We start from the raw sequence: 18,930 nt of genomic DNA, 5'->3' as shown, positions 1-18,930 counted from the left end.
CCCGATACCCTGCGGCAACGGGAGGTAAAACCCGCACCACACTCATTGCTCCGGCCGGCCCCCGGGAGAAGGTTTGATCCCCGGCTGGTAACCGTCTACCTGTTGGTGCCAATGGCAGGATAAAAATACCCCGTTTTGACGGAGAAAATTTCCCACCTCCCGCACTCATCACTACCCCGATATAGTCTAATATAAGAGAAGTACTTAAAGGAGACTGGAAAAGGAGCAGACCATGCTGGAGGTGTACACGCAAATGACAGTCAAGACCCTATTCGAGAAAGGCTACAAGCAGGCCCAGATGATCGGTAACCACCGGAATAAGTGATCGGTAACGAGCGGAACAGGCAACTAATACATCGGGTGGAAAGCTGTAACCAAATACGTTTAATAACTTATATTAAACCCAGGACAGGGAAAGCAACCTTCTCGTTCCCATGTCCTGGGGAGGTAAGGATCGGTCAGGGATTGTGCTCCCTCTTTCTCTCAGGACGCCTTAGTCAGCGGATGGTTATCTCGCTTTTAAAGCGCCGGAATTTGGTCAGAAGTTTTTCCTCGGTAATTTCAAATCTTCCGGTAAGCCTAATATCCTCTGACGAAGAACCAATCATCACTTCGAAAATGCCCGGCTCAACGATCAAGCGCATGTTTTGGTCGTAGAAAGCGAGTTGTTCAGGAAAAAGGGTAAAAGTGAGAGAACGTTCTTCGCCCGAGGTAAGGCGTACCTTCTGGAAGCCTTTCAGTTCTTTTATCGGTCTGGTCAGGGAAGCAATCTGATCGTGAATGTAGAGCTGGACCACTTCATCTCCTGCGCGTTCACCGGCATTTTTAAGCTTGCATTGAACCTCGACTTTTTCCAAGTACTTGACCAGGGAGGGTTTAATGTGGAGATCGGAGTATTCGAAGCGGGTATAGCTTAGACCATGGCCAAAGGGGAAAAGCGCCCGGGCGTCGATGCTGATGTACTCATTGTACGAGGAGCGTTTCCGATTGTAGTAAACGGGAATTTGTCCTACTTCCTTAGGAAAGGAAATTGGTAATTTTCCGCCGGGATTGAAATCACCGAATAAAACATCGGCGATGGCGTTTCCTCCTTCTTCTCCTGGATACCAGGCTTCGATGATAGCGGAGATATTTTCGTTTTCCCATTGGAGGGCGAGAGGTCTTCCGTTGATCAACACCAGAACGACCGGCTTTCCCAGGGTTGTAAGCTCTTTAAGGAGTTCCTGTTGTACGCCGGGAAGCCCGATGTCTGAGCGGTCACTGCCTTCTCCGGAAATCGATTGCTGGAAAAGCCCACTTTTCTCACCCATCACCGCTACAATCACCTCGGCCTTTCTTGCCGCTTCCAGAGCCTCAGCAAAGCCGGCCTTTGAAGGATCCGACAGATCGCAACCTTTAACGTAGAGCAATTCTGCTTTAGGAAGTTTGTTTTGGATACCCTCCAGCACGTTGACTGTTTTCACGACTTCTTTCCATGTCGCTTCTTTTCCTTTCCAAGCCTGTACGCTGGGAATGTGTACCGAGTAGCTGTAGTCCCCATGTAGATGCAGTCCCTCAGCGGCGTTCGGTCCGATGACCGCGATACTCTTGAGGTCCCGCCTCAGGGGGAGAACTCCCTCGTTCTTCAGAAGAATGCAAGACTCACAGGCTACCTCCCGGCTCAGGTGTCGATCTTCTTCGGTATCCAAAAGAAAGAGAACGTTTTCTGGGTGCACAAAAATCTCATCACCGAAAAGCCCCAGTAGATACTTTGTGATAAGAATTCTCCGTACCGATTCGTTGAGCACCTCTTCGCTTAGTAAGCCTTCCCGGATCGCCTCGAGGAGAGGCTCTCCATAACACTTGATATCCGGGAGTTCGACGTCGATACCGGCCTCTAAAGCCTGACAAGCGGCAATTTTGGGATTCTGGGCCACCCGGTGGAAAGTTTCGAGCATGCTAATCGCTTCATAATCGGAAACTACAATTCCCGAAAATCCCCATTCTTCACGAAGCACTTCAGTGAGAAGGTTGTGAGAGGCGGTGCAGGGTATCCCGTCGATATCATGATAAGCATTCATGACCGAGCCCGCCCGGGCTTCTTTGATGGCGGCTTCAAAGGGGAAGAGGAATACTTCCCGAAGTTCTCTTTCCCCGACCCGACCGGGAGCCAGGTTTCTTCCTCCTTCTGAGATGCCGTAGGCAGTAAAGTGTTTGGCGGTGGCGATAACCCCGGTTTTGAGATCGTCTCCCTGCAATCCCCGGATATAAGCTACAGCCAGGCGGGAGACCAGATAAGGATCTTCTCCGAAGGTCTCTTCCGTTCGTCCCCAGCGAGGGTCACGGGGAATGTCCAGGACCGGGGCCAGTCCTTGGTGACCACCTAAGGCCCGGATTTGCTTTCTGATCACTGCGGTTATTTTTTCGATTAGCTCAGGATGGAAGGTGCTGGCCATACCGATGGCCTGGGGGAAAACCGTGGCTCCTCTTCCGGTGAGACCGCTCAGGCATTCTTCGTGAATCATAGCTGGGATTCCCAGGCGGGTTTTCTCCTTGAGGAAACGCTGGATGTCATTTCCTATTTCGGAGGCGGGTCGGGGTTCCATGTCCGGATCTCCCGCCAATCTGGTGATCTGCCCGATACCATTATGGAGAAGAGATTGGGCCTTACTCAGAGAAAAACACCCGTTTTCAACCAGGTGATGGGCGTGCACAGCACCTAGTTGGGCGACTTTCTCCTCAAGCGTCATCCGGGATAGGAGATTATCCACAAAACTGATTCCATTGTTCATAGAGCAAGCCTCCCCTGTGAGTTTTGTAAGGTTCCATTATCGGTTTTATTTCACGTACTTATGACACTTGACCAACACTTTGTCCAAGGCAACATCTTCAGGAAAAGTTTTTTTACATACTTCCATGACCTCTGAACATCTCCCGGCGAATTTACATCCTTTTCTGAGGTATTCTTCCTTCTCTTCCAGAATTTTTATATCAGTTCCTTTCTCCAATTGGGGGTTCGGTTTGGGTATGGATTCGATCAGAAGCTTGGTGTAGGGATGTTTGGGTTTCTCCAGCACTTCCTCGACCGGTCCGGATTCCACTATATTTCCCCGAAACATGATGGCGATCCGGTCACTGATGTAGTAGGCGGTAGCCAAATCGTGAGTGATATAAATCACGCTTACCCCGACGTTATCGCTCAATTGACGGAACAGATTAACGATAGACATACGCAAAGAGGCATCCACCATGGACACCGGTTCATCGGCCACCAAGAGGGATGGATCAGTCAAGAGAGAGCGGGCGATAGAAGCCCGCTGTAGCTGCCCCCCGGAGAGCTCAGCAGGGTACTTTCCAGCGATCTCCGGAAAAGAGAGTCCCACCGCTTGCAGCTTTTTTTCGATGATGTCCTGAGCCTTATCCTCGTTTTGTCTCAGGTGGTAGTTATGGATGGCCTCGAAGAAATAGCATTCCACCTTACGCAGTGGATTAAAGGTTTCAAAGGGATTTTGAAAAACGGCCTGTGCTTCTTTGAACCAAGCCTTTCTGTTCCGAAATTCATTCATCTTTTTATCCCGGTACTTTATCTCCCCGGAGGTAGGGGATTCGAAACCCATGATCATCCGGGCGGCGGTGGTTTTCCCACAGCCGCTCTCCCCGGCCAGGGTAAAAATTTCAGCCGACTGAATATTCAGAGAGATCCGGTCCACCGCAGTGATCCGGAGCCGGGAAAATAAACCACCGAAAAAAAAGACCTTGGTAAGATTTTGGGCTTCTAAAATGGTGGACATATTATTCCTTCCTTAAGTGACAAGCGACTCGGTGGTTGGTGTTGGCAAGAATAAGTTCCGGTATTTCCCGTGAACAGGAGTCATGCGCATGGGTACAACGGGGGTGGAAAAGGCAGCCGGGTGGGGGATCGAGTAGAGATGGAGGAGCGCCGGGGGCGGCTTTTCTGGTGGTTTTATCTCCTATGGTAGGTAGAGATTGGATAAGATACTGGGTGTAAGGGTGAAGAGGGTGGGCGAAGATTTCCACGGTTGGTCCTTCTTCGACGACTCTTCCGGCGTACATGATGGCCATCCTGCTCGTGATGTTGGCGTGTATGCCCATGTCATGGGTCACCAGGACGATGGTGTTTTGGAGTTCTCGTTGAATATCCCGCATGAGTTGGAGGACCGCTCTTTGGGCTACCACGTCAAGAGCGGTGGTGGGTTCATCGGCTAAGACGATGCGGGGTTTGAGCAGGGTAGACAAGGCGATGGCTATGCGCTGCCGCATACCTCCTGAGAGCTGGTGGGGGTAGGCGTCCAGGATGCGGGGAGACAGTCCGATGTCCTCAAGGTGGCGGTAGGTCAGAGAAAGCAGTTCACGTTTTGCTTTCCCCCGCACGTGGCTTTCCAGAAAATCGAGATAAGTGATCCTGAGCTTTTTGACCGGGTTGAAGACACTCATGGATCCTTGCGGAATGTAGGAAATATAAGTCCAACGCAGTTCCCGCTTTTCCCTCTTGCCGAGAGAGAGAGCATCGATGTATTTTCCATTCATCAGATAATACACGCTTCCCTCGTAGAGCTTCAGAGGGGGCTCGATAGCGGAAAAAAGCGCCTTGAGCAAGGTCGTTTTCCCGCAGCCGCTTTCCCCGGCAATACCGTATACTTCATTTTCGGGGATTTGCAGGTCAACACCATTGACGGCTTTCACTATTCTTTTTTTCCCCAGAGCCTCCAGGACATAAAAAGTCTTCAAACGTTCGGTTTTAAGTGCCCCGTTGAGGTTCATCTTGCTCCTATCCTTTGTATTCGCATCCGGGGATCGAGGTACTCACTCACGCTTACTGAGAGCCAGTAAAGGGCAACCAGCAGGAGAATGGTTAAAACGACAGGGGTGAGTATCCACCACCAATGGCCTAAAAGAACGGCCTGGTAGGTAATGGCCCATTGAATGGTGGTTCCCAGAGTGGGAATCTCCAAACGGACGAGTCCGAGAATCGCAAGGACGACTTCCATACCGATGGCCCAGGCGATGTTGTTGATCAAGGTGGAAAAAATGAGGGGCGTGGCAAAGGGGAGATATTCCTTGGTTACCAGGGGCAGGGTACCGTTTCCTGAAAGAAGGGATGTTTGGGTGAACTCCCGCTCACGAAGGCTCAAGATCTGTGAACGGATGGTCCGAGCGTCCCAGGCCCATCCAAAAAAGGCCAAAAGTAGCCCGGTATTGACCAGGGTCATGGCTTCCCGCAACAACATAGCTACCATGACCAGAATTAAAAACAAGGGAATGACCAAAAGGCCGTCGGTAAGACCCATCAGGATTCTATCGGAAACTCCTCCCTTATATCCGGCGACAAATCCGACCAGGACCGCGATAATCCTGGAAAGCAAGCCGGCGATGATCGCGATAATGAGGGAGTTACGGGTGGCGAAGGTTGCTTCCCAAAAAACGTCCTGGCCTTTGGAATTGGTTCCCAGAATGTGGGGCCATGACGGAGCCCTATCGCGGGGCACCTGGCGCCATCTAATGGGATCATAAGGTGAAAACAGAGAAGCGGCAACTAAAAAAATGAGTATGAATAAAAGAAAAAAACCTATGGCAAACCTGTAATCCTTGAAAAGATCTCTCAATGCCTCCATAGGTCACCGCCTATCTATGCCGGATTCGCGGATCGAACAACGGATATAACAAATCCATTATGAAAACCGCTGTGGTAATGGTCAGGATAGAAAGAACCGTAATCCCCATGACCAGGTTGAAATCACCGCGGGTTACCGCTCGGTACAGTAAAAGGCCCATTCCCGGATAGGAATATACCATTTCAACGATCAATACACCGCTGAAAACCTGCCCCAGGGCAAGAGTAAGTTGGGTGATTTGGGGCAACATGGCATTCCGTAAAACATAGCGGGGTATAATACGCGATTCTTTAACTCCTCCGGTATGTGCATATTGCACAAAGTCCTCTCTCTTTACGTTTTGAACCAGGAGTTTCATCTGTTGAAACCAGATTGCACCACCAAGAATCAACAAGGTCAACGCCGGCAGAAAAGAATGGCGTAGCACGGTGAGAATAAAATTGAGATCAAAAACCGCTCTTCTTCCCAGCATGAGCCCTCCGGCAGGAAAAAGCCGCCAGACATAAGCGAAGAGGATAAGGATCAGAATGCCGAATATATAATGAGGAATCGGTCGAACCACCATAATGAGAGCATCCAAAATCTTCGACCAGCGCTTATGGGAAAAGTACCCCGCCACCCCTCCCATGACATTTCCTAAAATCCATGCGAGGATTGTCGTGGTAACAAACAGGCCGATGGTCCAGGGAAGATATATCCTAAGTAAATCGACTACCGGTGTGGGAAACTGGAAAAAAGAAGGACCGAAATCAAAAGTGAAAACCCGTTGCCACATGGCCACATATTGCTCAAAAAGAGTGCCCTCCAATCCATAGAGTTCTCTGAGAGTTTCCATCAGGCTTCTGACCGCGGCGACATCTAAAGAAGCACCCGTAGCTTGGATTTCAGCGATTAGCTCCAAAACAGGATCCTGGCCGGCCAGGCGGGGGATTAAGAACGCGGCGGTAATCCCGCTGAAAACGACCGCTACATATTGAATTAACCTTGGAAAAAGATATTCTTTCACAAATCTCATAGTAACCCCCTTGAAAAGACTTCCTGGCGGATATCCGCCAGGAAGTCTCGGTAATCAACTGGCTCAGTTGACTTTCTGCAGGAACGGAAGCATGTATTTGAAGTTCGGCCAATGGTGATAGGGTTGGCTGTAGAGGTTTTCGGCTCCCGGAAAGTTGGTCCAGTAAGCCTCATCCCATGCGACAGGTCCGGTGTATCCGTAGGTCGGGATGCTGGGCATCTCTTCGATTAAGATCTTCAAAGCCTCGATACCAAGGGCAACAGTGGCTTCCTCCTCAGCAACAGAGTCGGTAATCTCCATTGTTTCAATAATCTCATCCAACCGGGGATCAGACCAGCGTCCCCCACCGCCAGGACCAAGCGCTACAGGTACTCCAATAGGAGTGAGAAGCCGTGAATGCCAGGGGTCAAAAGTTCGTATCAGGTCTACTCCCGCACCCCAGGGTTCAGCGGCAGGCCATTGAGTAGAAACCGAAAATTCCCCGTTGAGAACCAGGGTATCGAAGGCCTCGGTCGCGTTGACCGTGGCATCGATTCCGAAATTCCTCCACTGCTCAGCGAGGGCTATCGCGTTTTTAAAGGAGTGATGCGCGGGCGCAGGATTTGCAACAATAGCAATTGTCCAGGGCGAACCATCGGGCAGTAGCCATTGCCCGTTTTCGTCCCTGGAGAAACCGTTCTTTAACAGTAATTTTTCGGCGGCATCAGGAGCGTGTTTCCACCATCCCATACCAAAGATATCCTGAATAGCGGCGGGATCTTCCGGTACCGGAAGCCCTCTTTCTTTGGCCCCTGCAGCGATCTTTTGTGGAACGTCAGGATCATAGGGCTTGAAAGTCTCTCCGTTACCCAAGTCGAGTTCGAATTCCTTCAACCACTCTTGCATGGGTATAAAAAAATGTTCTACATAAGCGGGAACCGGGGGGAGGTGAATCGGGCTCACAGGAGCAGTAAAGTCGGTAGCAATTGCCATGTATTCAACGATGTCTATAGCCAAAACTAACGCCCACCGCACATCTTTATTATCGTAAGGCTCCACTTTATTGTTGAACAGAACGCCGGTGATACATGGATCGATGTTAACCACCCAGGGCCAATCTCTCCGCCAGGCTCTCGCGGTGTCGCTTCTTTCCAGGATGACGCGCAGCCCTTCCTCGGTGTGTTGCGCCATATCCAGTTCGTTGCGGAGCTGGGCGAGAATTTTACCCTCTTCACTTTCGAACCACTGGAACAACACATATCGCGGTTGCGGTTTTCCATAAAGTATTCCCGTCGGAGATCTGTCCCAATCTTCCCTTCGTTCCCACAGGGTCCAGAAACCCGCCGGGTCGTAATCAAGAAGTGTATATGGCCCCGGACCAATCGGGGGATTGAATTCGAAAGCCATAGGGTCTTCGACATTCTCGAAGATGTGTTTGGGCAGGATGCGCAGGCAACCCCACCGGTCCAGGAAATGCGCGTGGAACCTGGTGCTGGGTAGGGTTAGATCAACAACGACGGTATGGTCGTCTGTTTTGCTGACACTTTCTACAAATTCGGCCATCGTACCATGGTAGGGCATCCCCGGGGTAGCCTTCAAGAGTTCAATGGTGTATACGACATCATCGGCAGTGAAGGGAACCCCGTCATTCCAGTAGACTCCCTCGCGTAAGTTGATGGTCATCTGCATTAAATCCTCGCTGTATACGGGGGGGCCATCCGCCAAGCCAGGGATAATCTCACCGGTGGCGTAGTCAACTGTCCACAGTGGTTCAAGAAGTAGCTGCTGCAAACCTCGATCCTGATTTCTCCAACCCGCCCAGAGGTTAAAGTTATCCGGCATGCCTGCCCGCCCGGTCAACTTGTCGACTATCAGGGTCTCCTCCCGGGGGATTCCTCCAGGAAGTTGGGCAAAAGCGGTTATGGACACGGTAACGATTAACAACAAGGCCGTAAGTACTATATTTCCCCAATTAAGCTTCATGATCTTTTCCTCCTTCAAGTTATTAAAAAAAGTTTGTCCTGGTTCCTTAAGGAATCACAAGGCGGTTATGATGATTTCATCGGGTTTTTCTCCGGCGTTGCTGTAGATTTTCTGAAAACTCTTCTCAGCGTCCGGCTCAGAGAGTAGTACCACCTCTGTTGTCCAGCTTAATCCAATTCAAGCCGTCCCACTTCATCAAGAAACACGGTAAAACAATCTTTTGCACATCACCCCCTTTGATTCTATCTATAAGCACGTTGGCCGCGACACTCCCCAGTTCCTCCAGGGGTTGTTCCACTGTGGGGATCGGAGGATCGGTGTACTTGACGGCTTCAATGCCGTCAAATCCAACAATGGTTATTCTCCGTAAGGTGGAAAGACTTCTTTCCTTGGTTACCTGTAGCGCTCCGATGGCCATTTTGTCGTTGGCGGCAAAAACGGCGGTCGGTAGGGGCTTGAGTTCCAGAATCTTCTCCATGGCCGTCCGGCCGCTGACCCGCCGAAAATTTCCTTCCACGATGTAATCCTTTTTCAGAGGAATACCATGTTCGAGCAGAGTATCCACGTAGGCCCGGTAACGTTCTTCCGCATGGCGGTGTTCTTTCGGACCTCGGATATGGGCGATCCGGTGATGCCCCTCCTTGATGAGATAGGTGATGACTTCTTTTGATCCACCGTAGTGGTCGATGTCTACAAAGCTTACCCCTTCCCCCTCCAGTCTCTGGTTAACGATGACAAATGGAAATTGCTCATTTACCAGATCGCTTGCTTCGGAATAATGTATAGGCCAGTGAGAGAGAATTATCAGTCCTTCAAAAAGGCAGTTGCGGGCAATATCCAACAGGGCTTTTCTTTTATCCAGGGGGTAGCCGTTAAAAAATTCTCCCTTGACCGCCATCTGGAGATAATAGTCTTGCAAGGATACTGCGGTGAGCAGACTGTTGATGAGACCACCATAAAAAGTGGAGAGTTTGCTTTGCTCCTTGATGAAGGCACATAGAAGTAACGTATTGGTCTTGCCCTTGATCAGGTTACGAGCCAAGATATTAGGCCGGTAACCAAGTTTATCTGCAGCCTCTAAAACCTTTTTTTTCGTTTTTTCGGAGATTCCCTTTTGATTGTTCAATACCAAAGATACCGTGGCAGGGGAAACTCCGGCTAATTTAGATACATCTTTCAGGGTTATCGCCATAGTGTTTTTAAAACGTTTTAGATATTTTTATCGCATTGTACTGGAGGGGTAAGCCGTTGTCAAGAGGCGAATTGCCTCATCTAAAAGAGAGCTACACTCAAAAGTTGTGTATAGCCAAATAAAAACCGGTGGCGTATCCTAAGGTGAAGTTCCTATGAAGAAATCACCTCGCTCCCCAAAGGGAGGATACGCCATGACCTGTCTAGCGTGTAACCTGCCCGCGCGTTGCGCGCAGGCGGGCGCGCGGGCAGGTCCACCTGCGCACTACCCACCCGGTAAAATCCACTCATGAGCTATCGTCAGGTTGCGAACAGACAAGACCAAGAACTGCGGGTCACGAGTAACCATTCTCAGTATGGTTCTTAAGCTCTTTCTCAGTGCCGGGAAACGATGGAGAAGACTGAAGGGAGTTCCAAGGTTAGCAGAAGTAGCAGAAGGAGTTATATTCGTTGAGGGAATTCGCCAGAATGTGGACGCCGCCTGATGGGTCATACCCAACATGTGATATTAACTCCGGGCCTGTTTCTGCCAGCCCTTAGGTAGAAAGGACGTTAGGACGCTCCAGTTCTCCGTCTGAATAAAGGGTTCCGGTGGTCCATGCTCATCCCTCCTGTTATAGGGTATGATGACCATGATGATCTTAAAAGTCCTGGAAATTCAATGCTTTAAGTTAGCGCATATAGGCCTCAAGGGAGGTTGTTTCGTCTGACCGCACTGCAGAACGTCCCTCCCTGAGATCAAAGAGGCGTATCTTTTCGATAAGACCACTACTGGCAAGTGTTTTGGTATGAGGTTTTCCCTCACATAGAGCCATTGAGTACAATCAAGACGAGATTACCCTTTGATCAGGACTTGTGCTCCATCACGCAAAAAGACAGGCACAGCCTCTAATGGGGCCTCCACTTCGACCCATTGCCCGCCCTGATGGTTCTTTTCGCTCTGGACTTCCGTCCATTGGGTGCCTTGCGGAAGGTAGACTTTCCTCGCCCTTACTCCCTCACCGGTGACCGGGGCAACCAGGATATCGGGCCCAAATAGGTAACTGTCCTCTACTTCAAAAGTCACGGGGTCGTGGGGGAAATCGAAGAACAAGGGACGCATGACGGGAGTACCATCTTCATGGGCCCGTCTCATCTGCTGCATGATGTAGGGCTTGATTCTTTCCCGCAGAAAAAGGAGTTTTTTAATGATTTCGTAGGCTTTTTCGCCGAATGACCAGATCTCGTTGGGTCCTCCGGTGAGTTCAGATGCACTACATTTATTGGGGTCTTTGGGGTAAGGCAATCGGAAGCCATGCAGTCGGAAAATGGGACAGAAGACACCGAACTGAAACCAGCGAACCATCAATTCCTGGAAGGAGGGGTCGGCGGGATCTCCCCCGTAAAAACCTCCGATGTCGGTGGTCCACCAGGGAATGCCGCACATAGCCATGTTCAATCCGGTCTTAACCTGTTTCCGAAGCGAATCATAAGTGGAGGGGATATCTCCCGACCAGATCACCACTCCGAAACGTTGGCTTCCCAGCCAGGCACAACGGATGAGATTGGCGATTTCACTTTCTCCTTCTGATTTCATCCCTTCATAGAAGGCTTGGGCGTAATAAAATGGATAGATATTACTTACTTCCAGACCGTTACCCAAGGAGTAGCGTATATTATCATAATCATAGGCCAATACATTAGGGTATTCGAATCCATGGCTACCCATTTCCGGTTCCGCCTCGTCCAACCAGAACATGCGGATGCCGTAACGGTAGTAATTCTCCTTGGCTTTTTGCCAAATAAAAGAACGAGCCTCAGGATTGGTGGAGTCAAAGTAGGTGGTCATTCCCCGGAATGTGAAAACAACCGGGACTCCTCGTTCGGTCCGCATTAGTAGGCCTTGGTGGGCCATCTCTGGATAGTTTTCGCTTTCCACGTCTACGGTGGGCCAGATGGAGACCACCGTTTTGATGCCCGCATCCGCAAGTTCCTGCACCATGGCCCGGGGGTCCGGCCAGTATTCTAGATCGAATCTCCAATCCCCCTGTTTCGGCCAGTGGAAGAAATCTACTACTATGACCGAAAGCGGTAATCCTCTTCGTTTATACTCCCGGGCCACGTCTAAGAGTTCTCCCTGGGAGCGGTACCTTAGTTTACACTGCCAGAAGCCAGCCGCCCATTCGGGAAGCAGCGGGGTTTTTCCGGTTATATTTGTGTACCTTCTAACAATGTCTGCCGGGGTATCTTCGCAAATCACTAAGTAGTCGATTTGCGACGTCGCTTCAGCAAACCACAAGGTATGATTACGAACCAGTTCGGCTCTTCCCACCGAGGGGTTGTTCCAGATGAAACCGTAGCCGCGGGTGGAGACCACAAAGGGAATGCTGATCTGGGTATTTTTCTGGGCCAGTTCCAAGGCGCAGCCCTTCAGGTTGAGGCAGTCATTGGCGTACTGTCCCATACCGTAAAAGCGCTCATCTTCAAAAGCTCTGAAATAGAGTTCGATCTGGTGCAAATCGCTTTTCCTGGACTTGTAATTTCTGGCCTTGAGAAGGTCCGCGTTTCGAACCCGGCCGTCGATCCACAGTTCCTCCAAGATAGGTTGTCCGGCACGGTTGGAATATCGAACGCTCCCGTGTTCGTCGATTTGAGCCTGGATGTTTCCATTGCTGATCCTTGCCTGACCGGATTCAATAAGAATTTGGGATTGGACTTCCGATTGGGGAAGAAGCGTCCAATCCCTTTCTTCAATGGTTGCGAGGACAGTGGACCGGAAGCGCAGACAATTGGCCCCGAACGGTTCGATCCAAATTATTTCTCCTCCTCCCCGCACGATGAGTCTACCTTTTTCCTGGCTGAAGGTCATCATCGGTTTTTCACCTCTTCCTGTTATTCTTTGAAGGCACCGGCGGTCAGCCCGGCGACAATGGCCCGGCCAGCCACCAAGGCGACGATAAGAGGCGGGATGGAAAAGATCATGCTTCCGGCCATGAGCATGTTCCATCGCACGCCGAATTGGCCTATGAAACGGTACAGACCGATACCCATGGGTTGAAGGGTGCGGTCTTGAAGAAAGGAAAGAGAAAAAATAAAATCCCCCCAGCCCAGGATCAGAGTGAGGGTGCTCACTGTGGCTATAGCCGGGCTGGCTAAAGGAACGATGATTCGCCAGAAAATTCTGAATAAACCCGCCCCGTCGATAAACGCTGCTTCCATCAAGCCGGTGGGTATTGACTGCATGTAAGCGTATAAGATGATGGTGGCAAAGGGAATGGTGAAAACAGAGATTCCCATGATAGCTCCCATGAAGTTATTGATCAGGCCGATCCGGCTGAAGAGCAGAAAAAGAGGAATGATGACGGCGGTCGCCGGAAGGACCTGGGCAAAAGCCAGCAAAAAAGAAACGGGCTTTCTTAGGGGAAAGCGGAATTTGGCCAGGGCAAAAGCGGAAGAGAGAGAAAAACCCAGGGTGAAGAACAGGGTTCCCAAGGATATGATCACACTGTTTCTGAGATAAGGCAGGAGCGTCGTCAAAGCATCTCTATAGTAAGCGAAGGTGGGATTGGGTGGAAAAAGATTTGGTGGTCTTTCGAAGATTTCCGAAACGGTCTGAAATCCACCGATCGCGATGAAATACAGCGGCATGACGATGATTACTGTAGGGATAAGAGCAGCTACGGTCCAACGCCATCTTTTAAAAGATTTTTTCAAGAGCGTTATACCTCCTCGGCCCGGGAGAGGTTAAGAATAGCGGTGAGAGCCACCACTATGATAAGCATGATCACCAGTACGCCAGAAGCCTGACCGAAGTCGAAACGACTGAAAGCCAGGAAGTAAGAAAACGTACTGAAAAGATGCGAGACGCCAGCCGGTCCTCCCATGGTGATGATCCAAACCAAATCAAATACTTTTACCGTAAAAATACTCCCCAAGGTAAGGGTGGCGATCATCACCGGTTTCAGGAGGGGAAGAATCACATATCGGATTTTTTGATATCCGCTGGCCCCGTCGATTTCAGCACTTTCGAAAAATTCCAGCGGTATTCCCCTTAAGCCGGTATAGAGAAGGACAAAATTGAAGGGAATTCCCAGCCAGATGTTGGCCAAGGTGACAGAGTATATCGGTAAATGACCGCTGGTTATCCAGGGGATGGGTCTGGCTATGATTCCCAGGAAGAGAAGAAAGCCGTTGAACATGCCTTTATCGCTGAAAAACCACCGGCAGAAAGACCCGCTCACGATGATGGGCAAAACCCAGGGGACCATGATCAGACTTTGTAAAATACCTTTAAGTGGGAACGACCGATTGAAGAGGAGTGAGAGCAGGAAACCGATAAGGAACTGAAAGAAAATGGAAAGAAAGGTAAATATAAGCGTATTGGTAAACGTCCTCTGGAACGTGGGATTATCCAACAATGCTCTATAATTTTCCAAACCGGTGTACTGAGCGGTACCCTGGATGAAGGTGGTGAAAGTAACATCCTGCAGGCTCAAGTAGACATTGTATATCAGGGGATACATGCTGAATAAAAGAACGTATAACAGGGCAGGAAGGAGAAAGAGGTAGACTTTGAAATTTGCTTTCATCTATAAGATTCTCCTCTTTTTGATCTCATTAGTAATACGAGGGGGACTTTGGTCCCCCTCGTATGGTTGGTTTTTTATTGTCCCAATGCGGCCGAAATGAGATCCCGGGCCATTTGCTTATAATATTCGTACTCTTCCGGTGTAAAGAGTCCCCTAATGGTTTGCGCCGCCTCCGTCAATGCTTCTTCAGGTGTCGCTATACCGGTAAGAGCTTTTTGTATCGCTGTCCATAAGGTGGAGGAAACATCGGGGTACTTCTCTACGCCACCGACCATGGGACGGGGAAGCGCGTAAGGCGCCTGGGCCAGGAATGGCGCCAAAGCGGGTCTTTGTTCCCGGATTATTTCGGCAACTGAGGCTCGGGTGGGAAGCCCTCCATGCTCGATGTTGGCTTGGAGCATTCCCTCGGGTGAAGCCAAGCGCTGGAGAATCTCCCAGGTGATGTCCAATTTCTCCGGAGCGATACCCGCTCCGATCCCGTAAGCCTCTCCACCGAAAGGAGTAATAGGTCGCATTCCTTCCCGGGGCACTGGGATAGGGGCCACTTCTACGTCACCAAGTTCTTCCAGAACATCCGGGGTGAGATGCCAACCGAATTCCCAGTTCCCATTGATCATCATGGCTACCTCTTCGGCCATGAACCACTGGGTCACGTCTCCCTGACCGGCAACGGTCACCACATCTCTGGGCGTATATCCACCCTCCACCAGGTCGGTCAACAGTTGTAAGGCCTCGATCGCCTCCGGCTGATCAAGCTCGAGAAGGCTCCCTCTATTGCTCCATAGGAAAGGTTGGAACTGCCAGGATCCTTCTTCAGAAGCTGTAGCGCAGAAACCCAGACTGTATACGCCGGTAGCTTCCTTGATTTTCTCACTGACCATTCTGAGTTCATCCCAAGTCGCTGGAGGATCGGCAACGCCGGCTTTATCTAAAAGATTCCGGCGGTACCAGAGGGCCAGGTTATTTGTAGTTATCTGCAAAGCGTAGATCTGATCGTCAACGCTGGTGAGTGCGCGATGTCCCGGGAAGAAGTCTTCCCAGTTTTCCCAACCCCATTCTCTCATCTGCGGTGAAATATCCTTGTATACTCCCGCCGCAATGAGGGAGGGAATCCAAGGGTTATCGGCCATGATCATTTCCGGTAAGGTTCCGGTGACAGCTTGCCGGAGAATGGTAGGAAGTAGTTCGGCAAAGGGGATGTAGACATGGTTTATTTGTACATGGGGATACTTTTCCTCGAATTCCTGAGCTACTCTACCTACAAACCTTGCCATCCCGCTTCCGGGATCGAAATAGTCCTGAATGGTGATGGTTATCTGTTCCTGAGCCAATGCCAGGGAGATTCCATTCAACATTAAGGCGACAACGAAGACCACCGCTATAATAGACTTTAAGTATTTACTCATGAGGAATGCCCTCCTTTTTCAACTTATTGAAGAATCATTATTCATCGTTCACCACAACACGATACTGAGAAACCAACAATCTACTCAGCATACAATAATACGTCTTTATATCACCTCCCCCTTTTTATGAAATAAAGCCGAAGAACAAGATGCGCCTTCGACGAAGTCAGCCTCCAAAAATTTTCCAACCGGTTTTCTGATCTCCCCCTCGATGATCTGCACGAGAAGCTTGGCCGTTTCGAACCCCAGCTCCTCGGTTTTAATTTTTATACCGGTAAGAGGGGGCACATAATAAAGATAATTATCGGTTTCGATATTAGCCAGAAAAGAAATATCCCGGGATACGCGCAGTCCCAATTCCTTCAAGGCTTTCATGGATTCCAGGACCAGGGGTTCGGAAATAACGAAGATGGCCGAAAAATCTACCCCTTTGTTTAGAGGCCGGCTTAAAGCTTTTTTGACTTCGCCCTTCGTGATCTCTTCACAGATAATCAAGTCTTCTTGAAAAGGAATTTTGGAGTCCATCAGAGCCCTTTTGTACCCCTCGAGTCGCTGTTTGGTAAACACCCTGGAAGGCGAGAGGCCCAAAAATAAAATGTCCCGATGTCCTAAATCTATCAGATATCTTACCGCCTGGTAAGCCACTTGCTCCTGATCATGATCGACCCAGCTGATATTGTTTATATCTCTTCCTTCGGGTTTTCCAATACTTACGAATGGGATATCAAATTGCTCGAGTACGGAAAAACGCTGATCATCAATAAATATTTCGCTTACGATCAAGCCATCAACGCTTTTACTTTGGACCAGGGATTCGTAGTGAAAACTGGTGTCACAGCTTTTCGAGCTGGTGGTGATAATAAGCTGGTAACTGAATTTTTCACAAGCCTTGGCTACTCCGGTAAGGAAACCGGGAAAGAAAAAGGTATTGGTAAAAAAGGCGGCTGGAAGATGGGGGAAGAGAAGGCCCAGTGTTTTGGTCCGATTGGTTTTGAGGCTCCGGGCTGAGTGTCTTGGGACATATCCATTTTCTTTAATAATCGTCTCAATCCTTTGCCGGGTCTTCGGACTGACTTGTTTTGTCCGTTCATTGAGTACATTGGACACCGTAGCCTTTGATACTCCAGCCAAAAACGCGATTTCAGAAATTGTCAGCAAGACCATCTCCTTAACCGGTTTAGTAAATCGGTTAAGGAGATTGTAAAAAAGAAAAACTCAAAAGTCAAGTAATGGTGATTCCACTGCAATAAGTAATTTTGCTGCAAAAGAACGAAGGAAGCCTGGGCCTGAGCTGCCTGAATCAGCCGCCGAAATCACCGCATTTTCGCAGCAAAAAGGCCAGGGATGGTCTTTTCAGCAGCACTGCAACCGGACGTGGTCATTGATGCGTGTGAGAAAATGCCAGATGAGGCGTTGCTGATGGCAACGGGGCCTTGCTGAAATGAGTTTTTGCAGCAAAATCAATGGTGGGTTGTTGTCAAGACTCTTTTAAAATGTCCCCTTGAGACCCCTCTTCTATAGAATCATACATGTTTTCCGTAGCCGTCTGTTCAGTATCCTTCTTGCGACGGGGTGTCATGGTCTTTTCCGGGACCCTGGTCAGATATGACCAGGGGGGTCCCTTCCTGCGCACTTAGCGGTAACAGTCCTCCTGCCTGTGCGACCTACTGTCAAGACTCTTTTAAAATGTCCTCCTTTTTCACTCTTTTAAAATGTCCTCTTGAACGTCACCTTTTATCAGGTATCATACAGATCCTTCGTCGCCGGACTGTGGAGATGGGGTCAATTCGTTGGTTGAGTTGTCCCCATCTCCACAGGAGTGGTCTTCTCTGCCGGTTTCTTACGCCGGGGAACCAAGAGACGCTGTTTCCTCCAGGGATGATCGGGAGGGGGGACATGTCCCGTATGGGGTATGCCTTTTTGCCCCTGGAGCGGCCCAGGCTCAGCTGTGGTAGGTCGTTGGGTTATCTCGGTACACTTCACCTCTTTCCCCCGGTAGACCAGGTGGATGGTCCCATCGAGCTGTTCCTGGACGGTCAGGCGCTGTTTGGCCGGAGGGCGCCACGACTGGGGGAGAACCTGGAAGAGGCGGTTGTGGTAGCGGACCACCCAGTCGTTACTCACCGTGCGTTCTTCTTCCAGGCAGAAGATCGTGGTGAGGTCACAATCCGGGGGGAGCGGGCGGTGGTAATCCACCGGGCTTCCGGGCGCTTTGGCGAACCTGGCGTTGAGCGTATCGGCAAAGGCGGGGAGGAGACGGTTGGCTGCCTCGATGTCCTTCACTCCCCGCAGGCGGAATTCCTTCACCAGGCGGTCCTGGTACACCCCGTGTTTACGTTCCACCCTGCCCTTGGCCTGGGGAGAAGAGGCCGGGATGATGGTAATATCCAGCTTCTGACAAGCCCGGCCGAACTGGGTGAGGGGAACCGCGCCGGCGAGCTGCTCATCCAGGGTGGGTTCCCGGTCGGTGAGGTAGACGTTCTTCCAGTCGACGTACAGGGCACGGGGAATCCCGTAGCGGAGGATCCAGGACCACAGGGCGAGCATAGCTCCCCTGGTGGTCTCCTCATGTTCCAGGTGGCCCAGGGTCTTTCCGGTGGCGTCATCGGTGAGGTCCATCAGGCATGCTTTTTCCCGGTTTTCAAACCAGTCATGGTGGCTCCCGTCCAGCTGGACCAGTTCTCCGAAATGCTCCTTGCGCATTCTCCTCTGCCGGTGTTGGGGGCTCTTTCTGGTTCTCTTCCACAGACCCTGGGCCAGCAGCCAGCGCCGCAGGGTCTCATGATCAATGGGGCAGTGGTCCTCCTCGGTCAGCTTCTCGGCCGCCAGGGTGGGTCCAAACCCCGCATACTGTTTCTGATAGAAGTCCAACACCTTTTGCTTGAACGCCAAAGGTTTGGCCCGGGGGGAGGGCTGGCCGCGGCGGCGGTGGATGAGACCCGCATCGCCCTCTTCCCGGTAGCGTTTGACTATTCTCCGGGTGTGCCGGTAACTGATCCCCAGAATCCGGGAGGCATCCCTGATGGTCATCTTCTTTTCCTGCACCCTGGCCAGGATGACCAGCCGGGTCCTTTCCTGCCTGCTCAATGCTAACAGTCCTCCTCCTGCCATGTGGGGGCCTCCTTCTTGTGAGGGTACCCCCTTTATACCTTGTTTTCAGCAAGAGGACATTTTTA

The 18,930-nt window shown here is 50.5% G+C and carries 13 protein-coding genes and 1 pseudogene; 1 reads left to right on the top strand and 13 read right to left on the bottom strand.

The genetic code is table 11. The features are described 5' to 3' along the window. Positions 1–497: 497 nt before the first annotated feature. The 7 genes from VLH40_09985 to VLH40_09955 form a co-directional block, all read right to left on the bottom strand. The gene (locus tag VLH40_09985) at positions 498–2,771 is read right to left on the bottom strand and encodes a glycoside hydrolase family 3 N-terminal domain-containing protein (GenBank protein HSV32330.1); all 2,274 of its coding nucleotides are present in this window, start codon (positions 2,769–2,771) and stop codon (positions 498–500) included. A gap of 45 nt (positions 2,772–2,816) precedes the next feature. Beyond that, on the bottom strand, positions 2,817–3,770 hold the full coding sequence (locus VLH40_09980; protein HSV32329.1) for an ABC transporter ATP-binding protein: 954 nt from the start codon (positions 3,768–3,770) through the stop codon (positions 2,817–2,819). A gap of 1 nt (position 3,771) precedes the next feature. Continuing rightward, positions 3,772–4,761 carry an ABC transporter ATP-binding protein gene (locus tag VLH40_09975; protein HSV32328.1) on the bottom strand — a complete coding sequence of 330 codons (990 nt, stop codon included), beginning with the start codon at positions 4,759–4,761 and terminating at the stop codon, positions 3,772–3,774. Further along, on the bottom strand, positions 4,758–5,486 hold the full coding sequence (locus VLH40_09970; protein ID HSV32327.1) for an ABC transporter permease: 729 nt from the start codon (positions 5,484–5,486) through the stop codon (positions 4,758–4,760). Before VLH40_09970 ends, VLH40_09975 begins: the two co-directional genes overlap by 4 nt. A 136-nt stretch (positions 5,487–5,622) precedes the next feature. Then, complete coding sequence (locus tag VLH40_09965; protein HSV32326.1) at positions 5,623–6,627, bottom strand: ABC transporter permease; 1,005 nt, start codon at positions 6,625–6,627, stop codon at positions 5,623–5,625. A 63-nt stretch (positions 6,628–6,690) separates the two neighbouring features. Continuing rightward, positions 6,691–8,589, bottom strand: a complete 1,899-nt coding sequence (locus tag VLH40_09960; protein HSV32325.1) for an ABC transporter substrate-binding protein — start codon at positions 8,587–8,589, stop codon at positions 6,691–6,693. Positions 8,590–8,725: 136 nt separating this feature from the next. Then, the gene (locus VLH40_09955) at positions 8,726–9,781 is read right to left on the bottom strand and encodes a LacI family DNA-binding transcriptional regulator (protein ID HSV32324.1); all 1,056 of its coding nucleotides are present in this window, start codon (positions 9,779–9,781) and stop codon (positions 8,726–8,728) included. Positions 9,782–10,032: 251 nt separating this feature from the next. Between VLH40_09955 and VLH40_09950 the strand changes: the two are divergent. Continuing rightward, a pseudogene (locus tag VLH40_09950) lies at positions 10,033–10,265 on the top strand (IS256 family transposase). Positions 10,266–10,615: 350 nt separating this feature from the next. Here the strand turns inward: VLH40_09950 and VLH40_09945 are convergent. The 6 genes from VLH40_09945 to VLH40_09920 all read right to left on the bottom strand — a co-directional run bounded on the left by VLH40_09945 (position 10,616) and on the right by VLH40_09920 (position 18,865). Then, a complete protein-coding gene (locus VLH40_09945; protein ID HSV32323.1) occupies positions 10,616–12,631 on the bottom strand; it encodes a TIM-barrel domain-containing protein in 2,016 nt (671 codons plus the stop codon). Between the two features lie 20 nt (positions 12,632–12,651). Next, complete coding sequence (locus VLH40_09940; GenBank protein ID HSV32322.1) at positions 12,652–13,473, bottom strand: carbohydrate ABC transporter permease; 822 nt, start codon at positions 13,471–13,473, stop codon at positions 12,652–12,654. Between the two features lie 5 nt (positions 13,474–13,478). Further along, positions 13,479–14,348 carry a sugar ABC transporter permease gene (locus tag VLH40_09935; protein ID HSV32321.1) on the bottom strand — a complete coding sequence of 290 codons (870 nt, stop codon included), beginning with the start codon at positions 14,346–14,348 and terminating at the stop codon, positions 13,479–13,481. A 74-nt stretch (positions 14,349–14,422) separates the two neighbouring features. Continuing rightward, a complete protein-coding gene (locus VLH40_09930) occupies positions 14,423–15,754 on the bottom strand; it encodes an ABC transporter substrate-binding protein (GenBank protein ID HSV32320.1) in 1,332 nt (443 codons plus the stop codon). 105 nt (positions 15,755–15,859) lie between these two features. Next, the gene (locus VLH40_09925) at positions 15,860–16,918 is read right to left on the bottom strand and encodes a LacI family DNA-binding transcriptional regulator (protein HSV32319.1); all 1,059 of its coding nucleotides are present in this window, start codon (positions 16,916–16,918) and stop codon (positions 15,860–15,862) included. A 618-nt stretch (positions 16,919–17,536) separates the two neighbouring features. Next, positions 17,537–18,865, bottom strand: a complete 1,329-nt coding sequence (locus VLH40_09920) for an ISNCY family transposase (protein HSV32318.1) — start codon at positions 18,863–18,865, stop codon at positions 17,537–17,539. Positions 18,866–18,930: the final 65 nt, after the last annotated feature.

The organism is Atribacteraceae bacterium, assembly GCA_035477455.1.
Taxonomy (GTDB): domain Bacteria; phylum Atribacterota; class Atribacteria; order Atribacterales; family Atribacteraceae; genus DATIKP01.
This window is presented reverse-complemented; position numbering and strand designations above follow the sequence as displayed.

Excerpts from the sequence above, each read along its gene's own strand:
- VLH40_09965 (HSV32326.1), bottom strand. The coding sequence starts at position 6,627 with ATGAGATTTGTGAAAGAATATCTTTTTCCAAGGTTAATTCAATATGTA.
- VLH40_09930 (HSV32320.1), bottom strand. The coding sequence starts at position 15,754 with ATGAGTAAATACTTAAAGTCTATTATAGCGGTGGTCTTCGTTGTCGCC.
- VLH40_09945 (HSV32323.1), bottom strand. The coding sequence starts at position 12,631 with ATGATGACCTTCAGCCAGGAAAAAGGTAGACTCATCGTGCGGGGAGGA.
- VLH40_09980 (HSV32329.1), bottom strand. The coding sequence starts at position 3,770 with ATGTCCACCATTTTAGAAGCCCAAAATCTTACCAAGGTCTTTTTTTTC.
- VLH40_09920 (HSV32318.1), bottom strand. The coding sequence starts at position 18,865 with ATGGCAGGAGGAGGACTGTTAGCATTGAGCAGGCAGGAAAGGACCCGG.
- VLH40_09960 (HSV32325.1), bottom strand. The coding sequence starts at position 8,589 with ATGAAGCTTAATTGGGGAAATATAGTACTTACGGCCTTGTTGTTAATC.
- VLH40_09985 (HSV32330.1), bottom strand. The coding sequence starts at position 2,771 with ATGAACAATGGAATCAGTTTTGTGGATAATCTCCTATCCCGGATGACG.
- VLH40_09925 (HSV32319.1), bottom strand. The coding sequence starts at position 16,918 with ATGGTCTTGCTGACAATTTCTGAAATCGCGTTTTTGGCTGGAGTATCA.
- VLH40_09935 (HSV32321.1), bottom strand. The coding sequence starts at position 14,348 with ATGAAAGCAAATTTCAAAGTCTACCTCTTTCTCCTTCCTGCCCTGTTA.
- VLH40_09955 (HSV32324.1), bottom strand. The coding sequence starts at position 9,781 with ATGGCGATAACCCTGAAAGATGTATCTAAATTAGCCGGAGTTTCCCCT.
- VLH40_09975 (HSV32328.1), bottom strand. The coding sequence starts at position 4,761 with ATGAACCTCAACGGGGCACTTAAAACCGAACGTTTGAAGACTTTTTAT.